Below are 19,215 nucleotides of genomic sequence, written 5' to 3' on the forward strand. Positions count from 1 at the left end.
CGCTCCTCCGCTTAGAAACCATATTTGAAGGCGAATTCAATGCGATCCAGCGCACCCCGGTCACCCGAGGTCAACTCGCGGATCGCGTGTCGATATTCGACGCCGATGTCGAAACCCTTGCCCGGCGACCAGAACAGGTTAGCCGCCCCGCTATACGCCTTGGCATTGGCCAGGCCCGTCAGCACGAAGCCGTCCGGGTAGCGCGTGTCCTGATAGCTGCCCATGAAGGTCGAGCGGATCGTCGGCGTCCAACCCAGCTTCACCGCGGCGAAGGCGGCGAAATTGCCGATGGTGCGCAGCCGGTTGCCGACCGCCCCGCCATAGATAGCGTCGGGCACATAGCCGAGGCCCAGATAGCGGCCGATGCCGTCGCCGTACGTGACCATGAAACGCAGGTCGCTCAGCTTGCCGAGCGGCACCTTGCCCGATCCCGACAGGCCCCAGCCGAACGCGGTATCGCCGATGCCCAGCGTCTCGGTGCGCAATTGCCGCGCGATGCCGGCCAGCGCGAAGTCGCCGAAGCCCGGCTTCCAGTTCAGACGGGCGACGACATCGGGGACATTGTCGTCATCGGTATCGACCAGCGCGGGATTGGTGGGCAGCGCGGTCTGCGTCTCCGGGTTCTCCAGCGCGACCTGGAGCGTGACCTGCTTCGACAACGGGGTCGAATAGCGGATCAGCGCCTGGCGATTGAACACGGTGCCGTCGAGCGGGCCGACGAAATCGGTCGTCTCGGGCAACACGCCGATATTCTGGAAGGTCGACCATTCCTGCCCGACCAGCAGCCCGCCATATTCGATGAAGCCGCGCCGGAAGGTCGGGACATAGGGATTGGTCGCCCGCTGCGCACCGACGGGGGCGGTGGCCAGCGCGAAGTCGAACTCGATCAGCGTCTTGGCCTCGATCCCGTTCACCGGCGTCGCGGTGCTGACCGACAGGCGCGTCTGCCGCGCCGAGAAGAGCAGGTCCTGGCTGGAGAAGCCGCCGCCGACCGGGATCTGCTGCGGCAGGAAGAATTCCTTGCCCAGTCCGCCGACCGCGACCTCACCGTCATTATAGCGGCTGCCGATGACGTTCAAACGGACGAAGCCGCCGATCTTGACCGTGGTGTTGCCGACGCGGAACCCGTCGGTCGGTGCGGCGGCCAGCGCCCCGACGCTGCTTTCGGAGCGGCGGCCCGCTGGCGGCGGCCCCGTCCGCGCGACGACGGTGGGCGTGGCGGTGGAGGTGCCCGGTTCGGTGACGCCGGGCGCGGTCTGCGTGATCGCCACCGGGCCGGTCGGTGCGGGCGGTGGGCGGTTGCGCAATTCGGCGCGCAGGTCCTGCACCGCCTGTTCCAACAGCTTCAGCCGAGCCTCCAGCTCGGCCTCGCGCGCGGTCTGGGCCATGGCGGGCACCGGCAGGCCGGCCATCAGCCCGACCCCCGTCCACCACATGACGCGACGCGCCCGCAATGCACCTCTCTGCATGCGATCCCCTCCTCAGGCGATGCGGCCGGCCCTGATTGTCGGGTCTCGGCTCGTTCCCCACAGCGTGGGGCAGTGCCGGTCGGCCGTAAATGCGACCAAAGTCGTAGGCGTCCGGACCCCTGAGCAACTTGACCCACGCCCCCACGTTGCGAAAGGTTCAACGGCAAGGAGAGAATCATGCCCGACGTCCGCCCCGCCCCGACCGCCCCGGCCGGCAGCATCGATCGCCAGGAGTATGACCGCCGCTATCAGGCGGCCGCCGCCGATCCGGAGGGCTATTGGCGCGAACAGGCCAAGCGCCTTGACTGGATGGCCCCGTTCGAGCGCGTCAAGGACGTGTCGTTCGACGAGGCCGACTTCCGCATCCGCTGGTTCGACGGCGGCGAACTCAACGTATCGGCCAATTGCCTCGACCGGCATCTGGCGACACGCGGCGACCAGCCGGCGATCGTCTGGGAAGGCGACGAGCCGGGCGAGACCAAGACGCTGACCTATCGCGAACTCCACGCGCTGACCTGTCGCTTCGCCAATGTCCTGAAGGACAATGGCGTCGCCAAGGGCGACCGCGTGACCCTCTATCTGCCGATGGTCGCCGAGGCGGCTGCCGCGATGCTCGCCTGTACCCGGATCGGCGCGATCCACTCGATCGTGTTCGGCGGCTTTTCGCCCGACAGCCTCGCCAACCGCATCCAGGATTGCGACTCTAAGCTGGTCATCACCGCCGACGAAGGCTGTCGCGGCGGCAAGCGCATCCCGCTTAAGGCCAATGTCGACGCCGCGCTGGAGAAATGCCCCGGCGTCGAGCGCGTGCTGGTGCTGCGCCGCACGCACAAGGACATCCCGATGGTGGAAGGCCGCGACCTCTGGCTGGACGATGCGCTCGCCGCCGCCTCGCCCGACTGCGCGCCCGAGCCGATGGCGGCCGAGGACCCGCTGTTCATCCTCTATACCAGCGGGTCGACCGGCAAGCCCAAGGGTGTGCTGCATACCACCGCCGGCTATCTGCTCTGGGTGACGCAGACCTTCCGCGACGTGTTCGACTATCGCGACGGGGAAGTGTTCTGGTGCACCGCCGACATCGGCTGGGTCACCGGGCATAGTTATGTCGTCTATGGTCCGCTCGCCAATGGCGCGACGACGGTGATGTTCGACGGCGTGCCCAGCTATCCCGACCATGGCCGGCTGTGGGAGACGGTCGATCGGCTCGGCGTCAACATCCTCTACACCGCTCCTACCGCAATCCGCGCGCTGATGCGCGAGGGCGACGACTGGGTCACCCGCCATTCGCGCCAAAGCCTGCGCCTGCTCGGCACGGTCGGCGAGCCGATCAATCCGGAGGCGTGGGAATGGTATTGGCGCGTCGCGGGCAATGGGCGCTGCCCCGTCGTCGATACCTGGTGGCAGACCGAGACCGGCGGCATCCTGATCGCCCCCCTGCCCTATGCCACCGACCTGAAACCCGGATCGGCGACCAAGCCGCTGCCCGGCGTGCTGCCCCAGATCGTCGATGCCGAGGGCAAGGTGCTGGACGGCGCGGTCAAGGGCAATCTGGTCATCGCCGACAGCTGGCCGGGGCAGATGCGCACCGTCTGGGGCGATCATGATCGTTTCTTCCAGACCTATTTCACCACCTATCCGGGGAAATATTTCACCGGCGACGGATGCCGCCGCGACGCGGACGGCTATTACTGGATCACCGGCCGGGTCGACGACGTCATCAACGTGTCGGGCCACCGCATGGGTACGGCCGAGGTCGAGTCCGCGTTGGTCGCCCACACCAAGGTCGCCGAGGCGGCGGTCGTCGGCATGCCGCACGACGTGAAGGGCCAGGGCATCTATGCCTTCGTCACGCTCAACAGCGGCGAGGAACCCGGAGACGCGCTGCGCGACGAACTGCGCCAATGGGTGCGGCGCGAGATCGGGCCGATCGCCAGTCCCGACGCGCTGCAATTCGCGCCGGGCCTGCCGAAGACCCGCTCGGGCAAGATCATGCGCCGCATCCTGCGCAAGATCGCCGAGAACGACACCGGCAATCTGGGCGATACCTCGACGCTGGCCGATCCGTCGGTGGTGGAGACATTGGTCGCGGAGCGGGTGCACTGACGCGAAAGATCCTGATCGCCGACGACCACCCGCTGTTCCGCCAGGCGCTGGGCCTGGCGGTCGCGCGGATTGCCCCGGACGCGCAGGTGGTCGAGGCCGGGACGCTCGACCGGGCCACCATGGTGGTGCGTGAGGCGGGCGAGGCGCTGGCGCTGATCCTGCTCGACCTCAACATGCCGGGCGCGGTCGGCTATTCGGCGGTCGCGCTGCTGCATGCCGAGGTGCCGGCGGTGCCGATCCTGGTGATCTCCAGCGCCGACCTCGCCGCCGCCCGGCCGCAAGTGGCGCGGTTCGGCGCGGTCGGTTTCCTGGGCAAGGACGAAAGCCTCCAGACGATCGAAACCGCGATAGGCGCGGCGTTGGCCGGTAAGCGGATGGCGATCGACACCGGCGACGCCGATCACGACATGGCCGAGCGGGTCGCCGCGCTGACCCCGACCCAGTTGCGCGTGCTGATCGGCGTGCTGAACGGGCGGCTCAACAAACAGATCGCCTTCGACCTCGGCATCAGCGAGGCGACGGTGAAGACCCATATGACCGCGGTCCTCCGCAAGCTGAACGTCGGCAACCGCACCCAGGCCGCGCTGGCCGCGCGGACGCTGGGGCTGGAGACGGCGGGACACGGGGTTTAGCGCGGGGTGGTTTGGGGAGAAATCACCCCTCCCCTTCAGGGGAGGGGACGGGGGTGGGGCGTTTCCCCAAAGCTTACGCTCGCGGATAAGCCCCACCCCAACCCCTCCCCTAAAGGGGAGGGGCTCGATTGGCCTTAGCGGCGGGCGATCCCGGACAGCCACTCCTCCAGCAGGTCCGTATCGACCGGCTTCAGCAACACGGCGATCCCGGATGCCTTCGCCCGTTCGGCCAGCGACGGGCTGCCATCGGCGGTGATCAGGATGACCGGTAGCGAAGGCCGGTCGCGGCGCAGTTCGGCGATCAGCGCAAGGCCGTCATCGTCCCCCAGATCATAATCGACCAGTGCGGCGTCGATCCCGTGGACAAGGCCCAGCGCGCCGGTGCGGTCGGATGCGGTTCGCACCCTATGCCCCGACCGGCCGAGCAAGGCATCCATCCCGGCGCGGACAGCCGGATCGTCATCGACGACCAGCAGCGTCAGGCCCCTCACCGGCCGCGCTCGCGCATGCGGAATGGTGTCGGATGGCCTCGGAACGGCATCCGCTGCGCTCTCCCATACGACCGGCAGCGTGAGGGTGAAACGACTCCCCCGCCCGACGACGCTGTCGAGGTCCAGCGAGAGGCCGAGCAACCGCACCGTCCGCTCGACGATCGCCAGCCCCAGTCCGACACCGGCATCCTCGCCCGTGTCCAGCCGTTCGAACTCGCGAAAGATGACGCCGCGCCGGTCCTCCGGGATACCCGGCCCGGTATCGATCACCTCGATCCGGACGTCGCTCCCGCGCCGCCGCACGGCGACGACGATCCCGCCCGCCATCGTGTAGCGCACCGCATTGCCGATCAGGTTCTGGATGATCTGGCGCAGCAGCACCCGGTCGGTCCGAACCGTCACGTCGCCGCCCATGACCCGCAGCCGCAGCCCCTTGGCCGCCGCCTGCCCGGCGAAGCCCGCGACCAGATCCTCGAGCAGCGCACGCAGGCCGAACACGGCCGGCTTGGGCACGATCCCCCCGGCATCCAGCTTGGAGATGTCGAGGAGCGCACGCAGCAACTGCTCGGCCGCGACGATCGAGCGGTCGATCCGCTCGACCAACGGGTCCTCGCGCTCGCGGGCGAGCGCCGCCGCGAACAACCGCGCGGCGTGCAGCGGCTGAAGCAGGTCATGGCTGGCCGCCGCCAGGAAGCGGGTCTTGTCGCGGGTCGCGGCGGCGAGCGCGCTGTTGGCCTGCGACAGCGCGGCGGTGCGTTCGCGGACCCGGCTTTCCAGCGCGTCGCGCGCCGCCTCCGCCGCCGCCAGCGCCCTGGCCTCGGCGGTGGTGTCGGTGAAGCTCATGACATAGCCGCCGCCGGGCATCGGGCCGCCGACCGTCTTGAGCACGCGGCCATCGGGACGGACGCGAACAAAGCTGTGCGGCGTGCCGCGTCGCATATGCGCCAGCCGCCGCTCGACATGATCGCGTACCTCGCCCGGCCCGCATTCGCCGGCCAGCGCATTGAAGGCGATCGCATCGGCGATCGGCGCGCCGACCCGGATCAGCCCTGGCGGAAAGTCGAACAGCTCCAGATAGCGGCCGTTCCACGCGATCAGGTTCAGGTCAGCATCGACCACGCTGACGCCGGAATCGATATTCTCCAGCGTCGCCGCCAGCAGCCCCTTGGAGAATTGCAGGCTCTGCCCGCTCTCGTCGAGCATCCGGGTCACGTCGTCGACCGACATCGCCGCACCCGACAAGGCCGAGGCGACGAGGACACGGGCGGAAGGCGCGCCCACCACCTCGGCGATCAGCCGCTCGGCGCGGCGGGCGGTCTGCTGGTCGATGCGCTCACCCTCGCCCAGCACCGCCGTGGCGCGCTCCATGCCGACGAACCGGCCGGCCAGCCGGATCAGCTCGGCGCGGTCACGGATGGTGGCGATCCGGTCGTCACGGTGAAAGACGAGGCGCGGCGTGCGGATGCGGCGCGCCAGTACCGCGCCATGGACGAGCAGATTGACCAGCAGGCTGGCCACCGCACCCTCCGACACCAGGTCGAGCCCGGCGAACCCCGGATGCGGCAGGATCGGGCGGCCGATGATCGTCGGCACGAACAACGTGATCGCCCACATCACCAGCCCGGCGGTCAGCCCCGCCTTGGCCGATACCGGATCATGGCCGCGTGCACACACCGCCAGGATCAGCGCGGGCGCGAACTGTGCCATCGCGGCGAAGGCGACCAAGCCGATGGCGGCCAGTCGCTGTCCGGGCGGGATGACCAGCGCATAGGCCAACGCCACCGCCATCAGCAGCAGCATGACCGCACGGCGCACCCAAAGCAGCGCGCCGCCGATGTCGCGTGCCTTGGCGAGACTGGGCAAGCGGAGCAGGATCGGGCCGACCAGATCGTTCGACACCATGGTCGCCAGCGCGATCGTCTCGACCAGCACCATGCCGGTCGCGGCGGAAAAGCCACCCAGGAAAACCAGCAGCGCCAGCCAGGATTCGCCGCGCGCCAGCGGCATGTCGATCACCAGCAGGTCGGGATCGGCGACCGCCGCCGTGCCGAGAAAACCCGCCAAGGCTATCGGCACCACGAGCAGCGCGATAACCGCCAGATAGGTGATCAACGGCCAGCGCGCCGCCACCGGATCGCCGGGCGAGGTCGCCGCGACCACCGCCACGAAGAACTGGCGCGGCAGGCAGATGATCGCCGCCGCCGCGAGCAGGGTGATGACGACGAAATTGGCATCAAGCGCACCCGGCGCGAACCGCCCGGCCAGCGCGGCCACCGCGATGCTCCGGTCGGCGGGTGCGGCCTGTGCGATCAGCAGCAGCGAGAACAGCCCGATCGCGACGAAGGCCGCGAACTTGACCACGGACTCGATCGATACCGCGACCAGTACGCCGTCATTGCCCCCGGCGCGCTCCAGCCGACGGTTACCGAACAGCATCGCGAACCCCGCCAGCACGATCGCGGTGACGACGATCGGTCCGCCGCTATTGGCGCTGCCGGTCAGGTCGGCATAGGTCGTGCCGACCGAGCGCAATTGCAGCGCCAGATAGGGCACGGTGCCGAACAGGGCCAGGATCGTGACGAGCGCCGCCACCCCCCGGCTCTTGCCGAACCGCGCGCCGATGAAGTCGGCGATCGACGTCGCCCCCTCCTCCTGCGCCGCCTTGACCAGCCGCGCGAGAAAGCCCGGCATCAGCAGGAAGACGAGGATCGGTCCCAGATAGATGGGCAGATAGGCCCAGCCCGTCGCCACCGCGCTGCCGACCGCGCCATGGAAGGTCCAGCTGGTGCAATAGACCGCAAGGCCCAGCGTATAGACGATCCGCCGCCGCGCACCACGCAGCCGCGCCCGCTCACTGAGGAAGGCCACGCCGGTCAACAGCCCGGCATAGCCCACCGCGATCAGGAACAAGGCCAGGCCGCTCAGTCCGTTATCCTCTCTGGAACACGCTTACCATGTCGTTACCAAAACGCGCCCCTCCCCTGGAGGGGAGGGGCGATTCTGTCCCTCCCTCTAATCCAGATCGCCATAGCCATGACCGACGGTCAGCTTCGCACCCGTGTCCGCGCCGCTCGCGCTGCCATTCTCCCACCAATAAGGCATGCGCTTGCGCGATCCGGTCGCGACCTCGTTGAGCGTCGCGGCGTCGTAGAGCCGGCCGCCCAGCATCACCTGCGCCACCTTGTCGCTGTTGCGGATGTCGGTGGTCGGGTCGGCGTTCAGCACCACCAGGTCGGCCAGCTTGCCCGGTTCCAGCGAGCCGACATCCTTCTGATAGCCCAGCGACGTCGCCGCCGCGATCGTGCCGGCGCGCAGCGCCTCGACCGGGGTCATGCCGCCGCGCACGAAGCTCCACAGCTCCCAATGCGCGCCCAGCCCCGATTGCTGGCCATGCGCGCCGATCGCCACCGGCACGCCGCGATCGGCCAGCTTCTTGGCCTCGCGCGCGGTGACGCCGTCGACATAATCTTCCTCGGGCGCGATCGACCGGCGGGCATTCTGCGCGGCAAGGAGCGCCGGCGGCGCATGGCGGCTAAGCAGCGGATGGCGCCAGACATCGGTATGCGCCCGCCAATAGGGATCGCCCGCCAGGCCGCCATAGGCGACGACCAGTGTCGGCGTGTAGCCGACCGTCGTCTGCGACCACAGGTTCAGCACGTCATTATAGAAATGCTCGAGCGGGACATTGTGCTCGACGGTCGAATTGCCGTCCTGCACCAGCGACATGTCGAGCGTGTAGAGCGAGCCGCCCTCGGGCACGACCTCCATCCCCTCGGCCTGCGCGGCGGCGACCACCATCTGGCGCTGTTCGCGGCGCGGCTGGTTGTAGTTCTTGACGCTGCGCGCCCCTTGCGCCTTCAGGCGGCGGACGATCGACAGGGCGTCCTCATAGCTGTCGATCTGCGCATAGACGTCGGGGCTCTTCGCGCCATAGATCACCTCGCCGGTCGAGAAGGTCCGGGGGCTGAGGATCAGGCCGGCCTGCTGCATCTCCGCCGCCGGGAAGATTTCGGCCGAGCGCGACGACGGGTCGTGAACGGTGGTGGTGCCCAGCGCCAGATTGGCCATGGCCGACCAGTTCTGCTGCGGCACCAGCTCGTCCTCGCCCTGCGAGCCATGGGCATGCGCATCGACGAAGCCGGGGACGATCGTCTTGCCGGTCACATCGACCAGCGTCGCGCCCGCCGGGATCGCGACCGAGGCGCGCGGCCCGACCGCGACGATACGGTCGCCGCGGATCAGCACCACCGCGTCATCGATGATCCCGCCGTCCTTGGCCGCCATGGTGACGACCCGTGCACCGGTCAGCGCGACGGTCGCGGTCGGCTTGGCGGCGGCGACGTCCATCGACAGCGAGACGCCGCTGGTCGGCGCGGCGAACTTCGCGGCATCCTCGCCGGCGGGCGCGGGGCGGAACAGCGCGGCGGTATCGGCCGAATAGAGGGTCGGGCCGGTGCTCCAGTGGATGCGCTTGCCGCCCTCCGACCAGTTGATGAAGTCCGCACCATCCGCGCTGACCCGCGTGACCGGCAGCGCGCCGGACTTGGCATCGACCTCGACCGCCTGCTTGCCGGGCATCAGCGGCATGACGAAGGCTTCGTAATTCTGGCGGAACGCGACATAGTCGCCGCCAGGCGATACCTGGAAGTCGTTGACCAGTTCACCGCGCGCGTGAACGCGGCGATTCTCGCCCGACAGATCGGTGCTGATCAACTCGCGCTTATCGCCTTCATTGGCGATCATGAACAGCCGGTCGTTGCCCAAGCCGAATTGCGGGCCGGCGGCGTCCTTGGCGATACGGACGGGTGCGCCGCCGCTCGCCGCGACGCGATAGACGCCGGTCCCGGCATGGCCGCGCGGCGCGGTCAGATTACCCCCCTCGCCCTGTTCGAACACGATCGTCTTGCCATCGGGCGAGAAGCGCGCGCGGGCATAGTGACCCGGCACGCTCGTCACCGTCCTGACAGCGCCGCCGCCGGCCGCGACGGTGCGGATCTGGCCCAGCCCGGCATCGGTCCAGCCGGTGAAGACGATCGTCCGGCCATCGCGCGACCAGCTCGGCCACAGCTCGAACCCGTCGTCGCCGCGCGTCAGCCGCTTCGGCGCGCCGCCCGCCATCGGCTTGACCCACAGCTTCCCCAGCGTCTCGAACACCACCTGTCGGCCATCGGGCGAGACGCTGGCCCAGCGCGTCGCCCTGGTCATGAAGCGATCAGGCGCTACCGCAATCTGGGGATGGATCGCCTCGACGACGATGCGGGTGTCGTCAACGCGGAACGGGATCACCGCCGCCGTGCCATCGGCGACATTCACCCGGCGCAGCTTGCCGCCCGACCACAGGACGATGCCCATATCGTCGGGTGTCCAGCTCATATTCGGATAGACGCCGGTCACCGCCCAGGTTTCCTGCACGTCGCGGTCGAGCGGGCCATAGACGATCCGCTCGACACCGGTGGCCAGGTCCTTGACCCATAGCTTGCTGATATTGTTATCGCGGCGGACGAAGGCGATCCGCTTGCCGTCGCGCGACGGGGTCGGGCGCACCGATCCGCCCACCCCGCTGACCGCCGTCGTCACCTCGCCGGTGTCGATGTCGTAGCGTTCGATGTCGAACAGGTCGGTGCGCGAGTTCTGCGCATATTCGAAGATCGGCCCCGACGACACGTTGCGGGTGTAGAAGATGCTTTTGCCATCGGGCGCATAGATCGGTTCGCCCAGTTCCTTCTGTAAAACCTCGCTGGCGCGCTTGACGAGCTGTACCCCGCCGCCGCCCGAGACGTGATAGAGCCACACCTCGCCGGTGCCGAGCGAACGGCCGGTGGTGAAATGCTTCTTGGCCGCGATGAAGCGCCCGTCCGGGCTCCATGTCGGCTGGTTGAGCAGGCGGAAATCCTCCTTCGTCACCTGCCGCTTGTCGCTACCATCGACGTTCATGACCCAAATATTGTCGCCGCCGCCCCGGTCGGAGGTGAAGGCGATGCGCCGGCCATCGGGCGAGAAGCGCGGTTGATGCTCGAAGGCCAGCCCCTCGGCGATCCGCGTCGGCGTGCCGCCGGCGATCGGCATGGTGTAGATGTCGCCCAGCAGGTCGAAGGCGATCGTCCGGCCGTCGGGCGCGACATCGACATTCATCCAGCTGCCCTCGTCGACCGTCATCCGCACCGGCTTGGTGCGCAGGCCGCGCGGCGCGTTGACGTCCCATTTGGCCGGCTTGTCGGCCTTGGCCGTCGCATCGCCCTTGGCCGGCGCGGGCGGGGGCAGCGCGGTCGCGGGGGCCAGTATGGGGGCGGTCGCCTCGTTTTCCGGGGCCTGGGTCTGTTCGACGGGCTTGTCGGTTGGCGGGGTCACTTGCGCCGCGAGCGGTGCGGCGAGCAGGCACAGGGCGACGGCGGTCATGGCGCGGTGGTTCACGAAGCGGATTTTCCCCTAATCTATAAGGCATCCTAACCGCTTCGCGGCGCGCGTCACGCGCGAAAAATGTCATCTTTGTCATCACCCTGGCGGGCGGCCCCGGCAATGCCCATCATGGGCGGATGACGATATTCTCCCGCACGCCGCGATCCCGGCGCGTCGCCCTGTCGCTGGCGCTCGGCCTGATGGTGGCCGCCTGCTCGCCGCTCAAGACCTTCGATGCGCTGGTGCCCAAGGACAGCGAGGGCCAGCGCGTGGCGAGCGGCGTGGCCTATGGCGGGGACGCGCGCCAGACGCTCGACATCTACGCCCCGCGCCAGGTGGTGGCGGGGCCGAAGCCAGTGGTCGTCTTCTTCTATGGCGGCAGCTGGAACAGCGGGACGCGCGCCGGCTATGCCTTTGTCGGTCGCGCGCTCGCGGCGCAGGGCTTCGTCACCGTCATCCCCGATTACCGTCTGGTCCCCGGCGTCCGCTATCCCGCCTTCGTCGAGGACGGCGCGGCGGCGGTACGCTGGACGAAGGGGCATATCGGCCAGTTCGGCGGCGATCCCCGCCGCCTCGTCCTGATGGGCCATTCGGCGGGGGCCTATATCGCCGCGATGCTGGCGGTCGACGATCGCTGGCTGGGGGCCGACCGGTCGGCGGTGCGGGGCTTGGTCGGGCTGGCAGGGCCTTACGACTTCGCGCCCTTCGACGTCGATGTCAGCCGCGCGGCGTTCGGTGCCTGGCCGCGCCCCGAAGAGACGCAGCCCGTCCATTGGGCGGGCACCGGCGATCCGCCCGCGCTGCTGCTGGTCGGGGGCGACGACAAGACGGTCCTGCCGCGCAACAGCGAGGCGCTCGCCGCGAAACTCCGGGCGGGTGGCGTGCCGGTAACGCTACGCTCCTACCCCAAGCTGGGGCATGTCGGCCTGATCCTGGCGGTGTCGCGCCCCTTCCGGGGACGCGCGCCGGTCGTCACCGATGTCGCAAACTTCGTCCGGCAGGTCACCCGCTGACGATCCTCACCAGCCCATGCTGCCGGGCGCGCCTTTGAACGGCCCGGCGAGGTCCGCGGTGATCCAGCCGCCGTAGAAGCCGCCCGGCTGGGGCCTTACCACCTCGCCGTCCACCGTGCACTGGTCGAAGGGGGCGGCATAAAAGGCCAGGTGATCGCGCAGACAGGCGAAGGCGGGGGTCGGGCGCGGATAGCTCCATGCGACGTCGCGCAGCATCTGCCCATCCACCTCGACATGCCAATAGACCGCCTCACCCTTCCATTCGCAGAAGGAGCGCCGGTCGGAGCAGTGGAGCAGCCGCTGGGTCACATCGTTGGGTGGGATGTACCAGCTGGGCGGATGGCTGGTCTCCAGCGTGCGGACCGGCGCGCGGCTCTCCGCGATCAGGACGCCGTGATGCACGATGCGGACATGCCGATCGCTCGGCTCGGCGATGGCGGGGCGCGGATAGTCCCAGACGCTTTCCTGTCCGGGGCCGATCGGATCTGGCTTGGGCCGCATCATCCATTCTCCTGAATTTGCCCGGCATAGGGCGAGAGATCGGGTTCCTTCGCATCCCCGCCGCTAAATATCCTGCCCGCCGTCGCGGTGATGGCCGGCCGGCTCGCCAGCGCCAGAACCGCATGGAGCAGCCTGATACCGGCACGGCTATGCGGATTGGCCAGCCGGGGCACGAAGCCCGGTATCCCTTGCGCCTTGTCGACCATCGGCCGCATCGCCCGCTCATAGGCCGCCAGCGCCGTCGCCGGATCGGCCGACCGCGACAACTCGCCCGCCAGCACCCGCGCGCCAGTGACCGCCAGCGTCGCCCCGATGCCGCCCAGCGGCGTCACGCACCACGCCGCATCGCCGCACAGCGCCACGCGGCCATTCGACCAGCGCGTCATCCGCACCTGACGCAGCACGTCGAAATAGAAGTCGGAGGTCTCGGCCATGCCCGCCAGCACACGCGACGCCTGCCACCCGGCATCGACGAAGGTCTCGCGTAGCCACGCCTTTTGCCGGTCGCGGCCCCAGTCCTGTTCGCCCTCGGGCGGCTTCTGCACGCCCAGCATCACGCGGGTCGTGCCGTGCCGGTCGGGTCGCAACGAGATGCTGCGCCCGCCCGGCGCGTGATACCAGCGCCACAGCCGATCATCGTCCGCGACACGCGGGATAGTGAAATAGGCCATGGTCATGTTCATCCAGCGCGGCCGGTTCTCGCCCGGAAAGATCAGCTCGCGCGTGGCCGCCCCCACCCCCTCGGCGATCAGCACCAGGTCGAACCGCTCGGATGCGCCGCTCGCGAAGGTGACATACGCCCCCTCGCCTTTCTGGTCGATCGCGATGACGTGATCGCCATAGCGATAGGTCGCATGGCCCTTCGCCGCGTCATGGAGCAGCCGGGCGAGATCGCCGCGCAGGATTTCCATTTCGGCGGTCGGGCCGTCCTTGCCCAACTCGGCGGTCAGGAACTGCGCCGCGATTCGGCCGCGCGCATCGACCCAGGCGGTCCCCTCCTCACCGGTTCCGGCCGCCAGCGCTGCCTCCTCCAGCCCCATTTCACGCAGCACCTGTCGCCCGACGCCGCGCACATCGACATTCTGGCCGCCATCGCGAAAGGCCGGCGCGCGTTCGACCACGGTTACGTCCCAGCCGGCACGGCCCAGCCACCAGGCCAGCGTATTGCCGGCGATGCTCGCCCCGGTGATCAGAACCTTGCCCGCCATCCGCGCGTCTCCTTCGCCCGCGACAACGTCGCAGGGCCCGCAACGGCACAGCGCCCATGCTATTCCGCCAGCAAGCGCTCGGCGCAGCTCTGGACATGGCCGGCGATCAGCTTGAACGCCGCGCTCATCGGCGATTGCCGGCGCCAGGCGATGGCGATCGACCGGTGCACCCGCCAGCCCTCGACCGGCAATATCTTCAGCCCCGCCATACCGCCGGCGGAGCGCAGATACAGGCTGGGCAGCAGCGCCAGGCCCAACCCGCTCGCCACCATCTGGTGCAGGCTCTCCAGGCTGGTGCCATAGTAATCGGGCGCGATGGTCATGCCGTGCCGCTCGGCGATCTCGGCCGCCTGCCGCGCCAGATGGTGGCGCGGGTCCAGCGTCAGCAGCGGACTGCCCGTCAGCGCATCGCGCGTCATCGCGCCCCCTGCATCGATCGGATGATCCAGAGCGGCGACCAGATGCAGCGGCTCGCGGAATAGCGGTTCGATGGCCAGATCGTCCCCGGCCATGGGCAGCGGCCCGAGCATCACATCGATATTGCCACGCGACAGTTCGAGCAGCTGTTCGTCGGGTATCCCCTCCCGCACATGCAGACGCAGTTGCGGCGCCATGCGGTGCAGCTCGGCGATGATCGGCGACAATAGATAGGGCCCCAGCGTCGGCGTCGTGCCCAGCTTCAACGTGCCGGTCAGCCGGTCCGACGCACCCGCCGCCAGCGCGACGATGTCGCTGGCATCGCTCAGCATGCGCCGCGCGGTCACCACGATGCTGCGCCCGACCGGTGTCAGCATCGCGCCGGTCGCGCTACGCTCCAACAGCGTTGTGCCCAGCCGCTGCTCCAGGGTGCGGATCTGCTGGCTGAGGGTCGGTTGCGACACGTTGGCGACGCGGGCGGCCAGCGCGAACGATCCCGTATCCGCGATCGTGACCAGATATTCGAGCTGACGCAGCGTGGGCATGTCCCATTATAGCCAATCTCTATAGCCTCGGCATCCCAATTCCGATTGGCCAAGTCGATGATATGTCGTTACCTTGGCATCACATGGATTAAGCCGCGACGAACCTTTTTTAAACGTCCAGCAAAGATTCAGCAAAGATTCGCCGCTAACGGCTCGCGCGAGATGCGAAAAGGGGGACTGTTTTGGCAGCGGAACGACTGGGATTTCGGGACGCGATAAGCTGGCTGTCACAGATCATAGGGCCCGATTCGGCCTATGTCCGGCTTGGCATCGTCTATACCATCGCGATCAGCCTGTTGGCGCTGGCCACCCCCATTTCGGTACAGCTGCTGATCAACAGCGTCGCCAACACCGCGATGCCCGCGCCCCTGTGGGCGTTGTCGGGGGTACTACTGCTGCTGCTGCTGCTGGTCGCGGGGCTGAGCGCGCTGCGTGTCTGGATCATGGCGGCGTTCGAGCGCCGGCTGTTCTCGCGCATCGTCGCCGAGGTCACGGTGCGAGCGGTCCATGCGCAGGACCCCTTCTTCGCCGACGGTAATCGCAGCGATCTGTTCAACCGCTATTTCGATCTGGTCGTCGTCCAGAAATCGGTGCCCAGCCTGGTGATCGGCGCCTTCACCATCGTGTTGCAGGCGGTCATCGGCCTGACGATCACCAGCTTCTATCACCCCGTCTTCCTCGCCTTCAACGTCGTGCTGGTGGCCGCGGTGCTGCTCGTCTGGCTGCTGTGGCGGCGCGGCGCGATCAGCGGGGCGGTGGCGCTGAGCCACGCCAAGCATAACGCCGCGCGTTGGCTGGAAAGCGTCGGCGGGTCGAACGGCTTCTACAAGTCGCTGCGCCATCTCGACTTCGCCATGACCCGGTCGGAGGCGATGACCGCCAATTACGTCAACACGCACCGCCGCTATTTCCGCTATCAGTTCGCACAGACGATCGCGTTCCTGCTCATCTACGCCTTTGCCAGCGCAGGCCTGTTGCTGCTGGGCGGCATGTTGATCCTGCGCGGGCAGTTGTCGCTGGGCCAGCTGGTCGCCGCCGAGCTGATCCTGTCGGGCGTCTTCTACGGCATCTCGCAGTTCGGCTGGTATCTCGACACCTTCTACGATCTCGTCGCCAGCTCCGAGGAGCTGTCGCTGCTGTTCGCCATTCCGCAGGAGCCGACGGTGCGCGGCGACAACGGGCCGCGCGACGGATCGGTGAAGCTGACCGACGTCGTGTTCGACGAGGCGCAGTACGACCTGACCCTGGCCGCCGGCGAACAGCTCGTCACCGTCACCGAACCGGGAGCGGAGCGGCGTCTGGCGATGCTCCTGAAACGCCATGCCTTGCCCGAACGCGGGCTGGTGCGGATCGGCGGCACCGATCTCGGCTCGTTCGACATGTATCATCTGCGCTCCGACGTCACGGTGCTGGACCGCTCGACCATCGTCGAGGTCACGATCCGCGAGTATCTCCGCCTCGCCTCGGGCGAACTGGCCGAGGAGGCGATGGAGGCGCTCGCCATTGTCGGGCTGGAGCGCCGCCTTGCCAGCCTGCCACAGGGGCTGGACACGCCGCTCGGCTCGACCGGCTATCCGCTGAGCGTCGGCGAGACAATGGCGCTGAAGCTGGCCAATGCGCTGATCGTCCGGCCCAAGCTGCTGCTGCTCGGGCAACTCTACGACCTGTTGCCGCCCCGGCGGCTGCTCGCGGCGCTGCGCCTGCTGAAGGCGCATGGCACGACCGTGTTGCTGTGCACCGGCCGACCGGAGGATCTGACGCTGGACGGCTATCTCTATCTGGGCATGACCCGGCAGGATCGTTTCGATGATCTGGCCGCGCTGCAGGCCGCTTCCAACCGGGAGGGTGGCGATGTCGCATCTGCCTGAACATCTCGCGCATTTCCGCACCCTGTCCTCGCTGCGCCCGCCGCGCGTGACCGTCGCGATCGCGTGGATGCTGATGGTGGGCATCGCCGCGGCGGCGTTCATCCTGTTCTGCGTCCCCTGGCTGCAGACCGCACAGGGGCGCGGCCAGGTCGTCTCGCTCGATCCGACCGACCGCGCGCAAGACGTGACCGCGCTGGTGCCCGGCCGGGTCGAGCGCTGGTATGTGCAGGACGGCCAGCATGTGAACCGGGGCGATCCGATCGCGCGCATCGTCGACCTCGATCCCAACCTGCTGTCCCGCCTGGCCGCCGAACGCGCGCAGGTGGAGGCCGAGATCGCCTCGGTCCGCCAGTCGCAGGCGGTCGCGCAGATCGACGTCAACCGCACCCGCCAGCTCTATTCGGAGGGTCTCGCCTCGCGCCGCGACTATGAACAGGCGCAGATCAAGGTTGCGGACTCGGGCGCCAAGCTGGCGGAGTCGCGCGCCAAGCTGAACCGCATCGACGTCCAGTTGAACCGCCAGTCGGCGCAGCTGGTCCGCGCGCCACGCGCCGGCCGTATCCAGAATCTGAACGCCGCCGCCGGTGGCGCCTATGTGTCGGCCGGCACCGCGCTGGCCGTGGTCGCGCCCGAACAGGTCGAGCGCGCCGTCGAACTGCTGATCGACGGCCGCGACGTGCCGCTGCTCAAGCCTGGCCGGCGGGTGCGGCTGGAGTTCGAAGGCTGGCCCGCCATCCAGTTCAGCGGCTGGCCCTCGATCGCCTATGGCTTTTTCGACGGGCGCATCCGTAGCATCGATCCCAATGCCAATGTCCAGGGACTGTTCCGCATCCTGGTCGAACCGATGCCCGGCAAGCCCGCCTGGCCCGAGCGCAACTTCGTGCGGCTGGGCGGCAAGGTCCATGGCTGGGTCCAGGGCGAGACCGTCACGGTCGGCTATGAACTCTGGCGCCAGCTCAACGACTTCCCGATGGAGTTCGGCAAGACCGCGACCGACAAGGACGGGGGTCTGGACGCCGAGAAGGAAGATACCCGCAAGATCGCGGCCAAGGCGGGCAAGCCGAAATGATCCGCTCGCTCCTCCTCGCCTCCGCGCTGATCGCCGCGCCCGCGCTGCTCTTGCCCGCCGATGCGCAGCGTATCCGGCCCAACCCCGCGCCCGTCGCGCAGCCGAGCACGGCTCCGCTAACCCTGGACGAGGTGCTGCGCTCCTCCGCGCGCGCCGCGCCCCAGATCGTCGAGGCGCTGGCCAAGGTCCGCGCGGCCGAGGGACGCGCGATCACCGCCGCCGGGGCGTTCGACACCGTGTTCGAGGCGGAGGGTCGCTCGCGCGCGCTGGGCTATTATGACGGCACCGTCGCCTCGGCGGGGGTGACCCGGCCGCTCAATGACAATGGCGGTTATCTCTACGGCGACTATCGCGTCAGCCGGGGCGACTTCCCGGTCTATGAGGACAAAAACTATACCAACCGCCTCGGCGAGGTAAAGGTCGGCGCGCTCTATGCCCTGTTGCGCGACCGGCTGATCGACGAGCGCCGCACCAAGCGGACGCTGGCGGCGGGCGACATCGACATCGCCCAGTTCGAGCGCGAGGCGGTGGCGATCGGCGTCCAGCGGCGGGCGATCGACGCCTATCAGAACTGGGTCGCCGCCGGCCTTCGCCTGCGCGCCTATCGCGATCTGCTGGAACTGTCGGAAAGTCGGCGCGGCGGGCTGGCGCGACAGGTCGAACTGGGCGCACGGCCCGACATATTGCTGACCGAGAACGACCAGAACCTCGTGCGCCGCCGCGCGCTGGTGGTCCGGGCCGAGGGCGATTTCCAGGCGGCGGCCAATGCCCTGTCGCTCTATTATCGCGACATGGCGGGCCAGCCGGTGCTGGTCGGCGCGGAGCGGCTACCCGGCAATGGCGAGGCGCTGGCCGGCGTCGCCGCCGTCGCGCGCGCCAATTTCGAGCAGAAGCGGCCCGACCTGCAGATGCTGCTGGCGCGGATCGACCAGGGATCGGCGCGGCTGGCGCTGGCGCAGAACGACCTGAAGCCCCGGCTGGACCTGCGCGGCGAGATGGCCAAGGACATCGGCCCGGTGGGTCTGGGCGGCCCCAATCGCACGCCGCTGGAGGCCGCCGTCGGCTTCCGCTTCTCGCTGCCGCTCCAGAACCGCGCAGCGAAAGGCCGGGTCGTCGAGGCGCGCGCCGAGATGGACGCGCTGGAGGCGCGCAGCCGCTTCCTGCGTGACCAGATCACGGTCGAGGTCGAGGGGATCAGCATCGGCGTCGGTGCCGCCGAACAGCTGGCGACCATCGCCGAACAGGAACGCCAGCTTGCCGAACGGCTGGCGGCGGCCGAGCGGCGACGCTTCGAGCTGGGGTCGAGCGACTTCTTCCTCGTCAACCAGCGCGAGGAAACCGCCAATGACGCGCGAGTCCGGGTGATCGACGCGCAAGCCCGGATCGCCGCCGCCCGCGCCGAACTCGCCGCCGCCACCGCCGACCGCGTCGCGCTGGGCCTGGAGCCCTAGGCGGGAGGACATTCCTCCCCTGTAAGGGGAGGTGGCAGGCCGCAGGCCTGAC

12 protein-coding genes are annotated in these 19,215 nt (G+C 68.7%); 6 read left to right on the top strand and 6 right to left on the bottom strand.

The genetic code is table 11. The annotated features are described in order from the left end of the window. Positions 1 to 11 precede the first annotated feature (11 nt). A complete protein-coding gene (locus tag ACQHGV_RS09210) occupies positions 12 to 1,454 on the bottom strand; it encodes a DcaP family trimeric outer membrane transporter (RefSeq protein ID WP_440977963.1) in 1,443 nt (480 codons plus the stop codon). A 192-nt stretch (positions 1,455 to 1,646) separates the two neighbouring features. On the opposite strand from ACQHGV_RS09210, the gene acs reads away from it, so the two are divergent. Together acs and ACQHGV_RS09220 are read left to right on the top strand one after the other, a co-directional pair. Further along, positions 1,647 to 3,572, top strand: coding sequence for an acetate--CoA ligase (acs, locus tag ACQHGV_RS09215; protein WP_440977964.1), 1,926 nt, complete (start codon positions 1,647 to 1,649; stop codon positions 3,570 to 3,572). After that, the gene (locus tag ACQHGV_RS09220; RefSeq protein ID WP_440980182.1) at positions 3,569 to 4,204 is read left to right on the top strand and encodes a response regulator transcription factor; all 636 of its coding nucleotides are present in this window, start codon (positions 3,569 to 3,571) and stop codon (positions 4,202 to 4,204) included. The genes acs and ACQHGV_RS09220 overlap by 4 nt, the downstream gene beginning before the upstream one ends. Positions 4,205 to 4,338: 134 nt before the next feature. Here ACQHGV_RS09220 and ACQHGV_RS09225 read toward each other — a convergent pair whose 3' ends face one another. Both ACQHGV_RS09225 and ACQHGV_RS09230 read right to left on the bottom strand, forming a co-directional pair. Continuing rightward, positions 4,339 to 7,605 carry a PAS-domain containing protein gene (locus ACQHGV_RS09225; RefSeq protein ID WP_440977965.1) on the bottom strand — a complete coding sequence of 1,089 codons (3,267 nt, stop codon included), beginning with the start codon at positions 7,603 to 7,605 and terminating at the stop codon, positions 4,339 to 4,341. A gap of 102 nt (positions 7,606 to 7,707) precedes the next feature. After that, positions 7,708 to 11,091, bottom strand: coding sequence for an amidohydrolase family protein (locus ACQHGV_RS09230; protein WP_440977966.1), 3,384 nt, complete (start codon positions 11,089 to 11,091; stop codon positions 7,708 to 7,710). A 137-nt stretch (positions 11,092 to 11,228) separates the two neighbouring features. Here ACQHGV_RS09230 and ACQHGV_RS09235 point away from each other — a divergent pair, with 137 nt between their 5' ends. Next, entirely contained in the window at positions 11,229 to 12,104 is an 876-nt protein-coding gene (locus ACQHGV_RS09235) for an alpha/beta hydrolase (RefSeq protein ID WP_440977967.1), read from the top strand. Positions 12,105 to 12,110: 6 nt separating this feature from the next. Here the strand turns inward: ACQHGV_RS09235 and ACQHGV_RS09240 are convergent, their stop codons facing one another. From ACQHGV_RS09240 to ACQHGV_RS09250, 3 genes are read right to left on the bottom strand one after another with little or no spacing between them, the layout of a single operon-like run. Then, the gene (locus ACQHGV_RS09240; protein ID WP_440980183.1) at positions 12,111 to 12,605 is read right to left on the bottom strand and encodes a DUF427 domain-containing protein; all 495 of its coding nucleotides are present in this window, start codon (positions 12,603 to 12,605) and stop codon (positions 12,111 to 12,113) included. Beyond that, complete coding sequence (locus ACQHGV_RS09245) at positions 12,605 to 13,813, bottom strand: FAD-dependent monooxygenase (RefSeq protein WP_440977968.1); 1,209 nt, start codon at positions 13,811 to 13,813, stop codon at positions 12,605 to 12,607. The genes ACQHGV_RS09240 and ACQHGV_RS09245 overlap by 1 nt, the downstream gene beginning before the upstream one ends. Positions 13,814 to 13,872: 59 nt before the next feature. Further along, entirely contained in the window at positions 13,873 to 14,775 is a 903-nt protein-coding gene (locus ACQHGV_RS09250; protein WP_440977969.1) for a LysR family transcriptional regulator, read from the bottom strand. Positions 14,776 to 14,957: 182 nt separating this feature from the next. Between ACQHGV_RS09250 and ACQHGV_RS09255 the strand changes: the two genes are divergently transcribed. The 3 genes from ACQHGV_RS09255 to ACQHGV_RS09265 are packed head-to-tail and all read left to right on the top strand — an operon-like array spanning position 14,958 to position 19,163. Next, positions 14,958 to 16,643, top strand: a complete 1,686-nt coding sequence (locus tag ACQHGV_RS09255; protein ID WP_440977970.1) for an ABC transporter transmembrane domain-containing protein — start codon at positions 14,958 to 14,960, stop codon at positions 16,641 to 16,643. Then, entirely contained in the window at positions 16,627 to 17,712 is a 1,086-nt protein-coding gene (locus tag ACQHGV_RS09260; RefSeq protein ID WP_440977971.1) for an efflux RND transporter periplasmic adaptor subunit, read from the top strand. Before ACQHGV_RS09255 ends, ACQHGV_RS09260 begins: the two co-directional genes overlap by 17 nt. Beyond that, positions 17,709 to 19,163, top strand: coding sequence for a TolC family protein (locus tag ACQHGV_RS09265; RefSeq protein ID WP_240455899.1), 1,455 nt, complete (start codon positions 17,709 to 17,711; stop codon positions 19,161 to 19,163). Before ACQHGV_RS09260 ends, ACQHGV_RS09265 begins: the two co-directional genes overlap by 4 nt. Positions 19,164 to 19,215 lie beyond the last annotated feature (52 nt).

Source organism: Sphingomonas pseudosanguinis (genome assembly GCF_052056765.1).
Taxonomy (GTDB): Bacteria; Pseudomonadota; Alphaproteobacteria; order Sphingomonadales; family Sphingomonadaceae; genus Sphingomonas; species Sphingomonas pseudosanguinis.

Coding starts and splice junctions, on each gene's coding strand:
- ACQHGV_RS09240 (WP_440980183.1), bottom strand. CDS start 12,605: ATGCGGCCCAAGCCAGATCCGATCGGCCCCGGACAGGAAAGCGTCTGG.
- ACQHGV_RS09250 (WP_440977969.1), bottom strand. CDS start 14,775: ATGCCCACGCTGCGTCAGCTCGAATATCTGGTCACGATCGCGGATACG.
- ACQHGV_RS09265 (WP_240455899.1), top strand. CDS start 17,709: ATGATCCGCTCGCTCCTCCTCGCCTCCGCGCTGATCGCCGCGCCCGCG.
- acs (WP_440977964.1), top strand. CDS start 1,647: ATGCCCGACGTCCGCCCCGCCCCGACCGCCCCGGCCGGCAGCATCGAT.
- ACQHGV_RS09260 (WP_440977971.1), top strand. CDS start 16,627: ATGTCGCATCTGCCTGAACATCTCGCGCATTTCCGCACCCTGTCCTCG.
- ACQHGV_RS09245 (WP_440977968.1), bottom strand. CDS start 13,813: ATGGCGGGCAAGGTTCTGATCACCGGGGCGAGCATCGCCGGCAATACG.
- ACQHGV_RS09230 (WP_440977966.1), bottom strand. CDS start 11,091: ATGACCGCCGTCGCCCTGTGCCTGCTCGCCGCACCGCTCGCGGCGCAA.
- ACQHGV_RS09235 (WP_440977967.1), top strand. CDS start 11,229: ATGACGATATTCTCCCGCACGCCGCGATCCCGGCGCGTCGCCCTGTCG.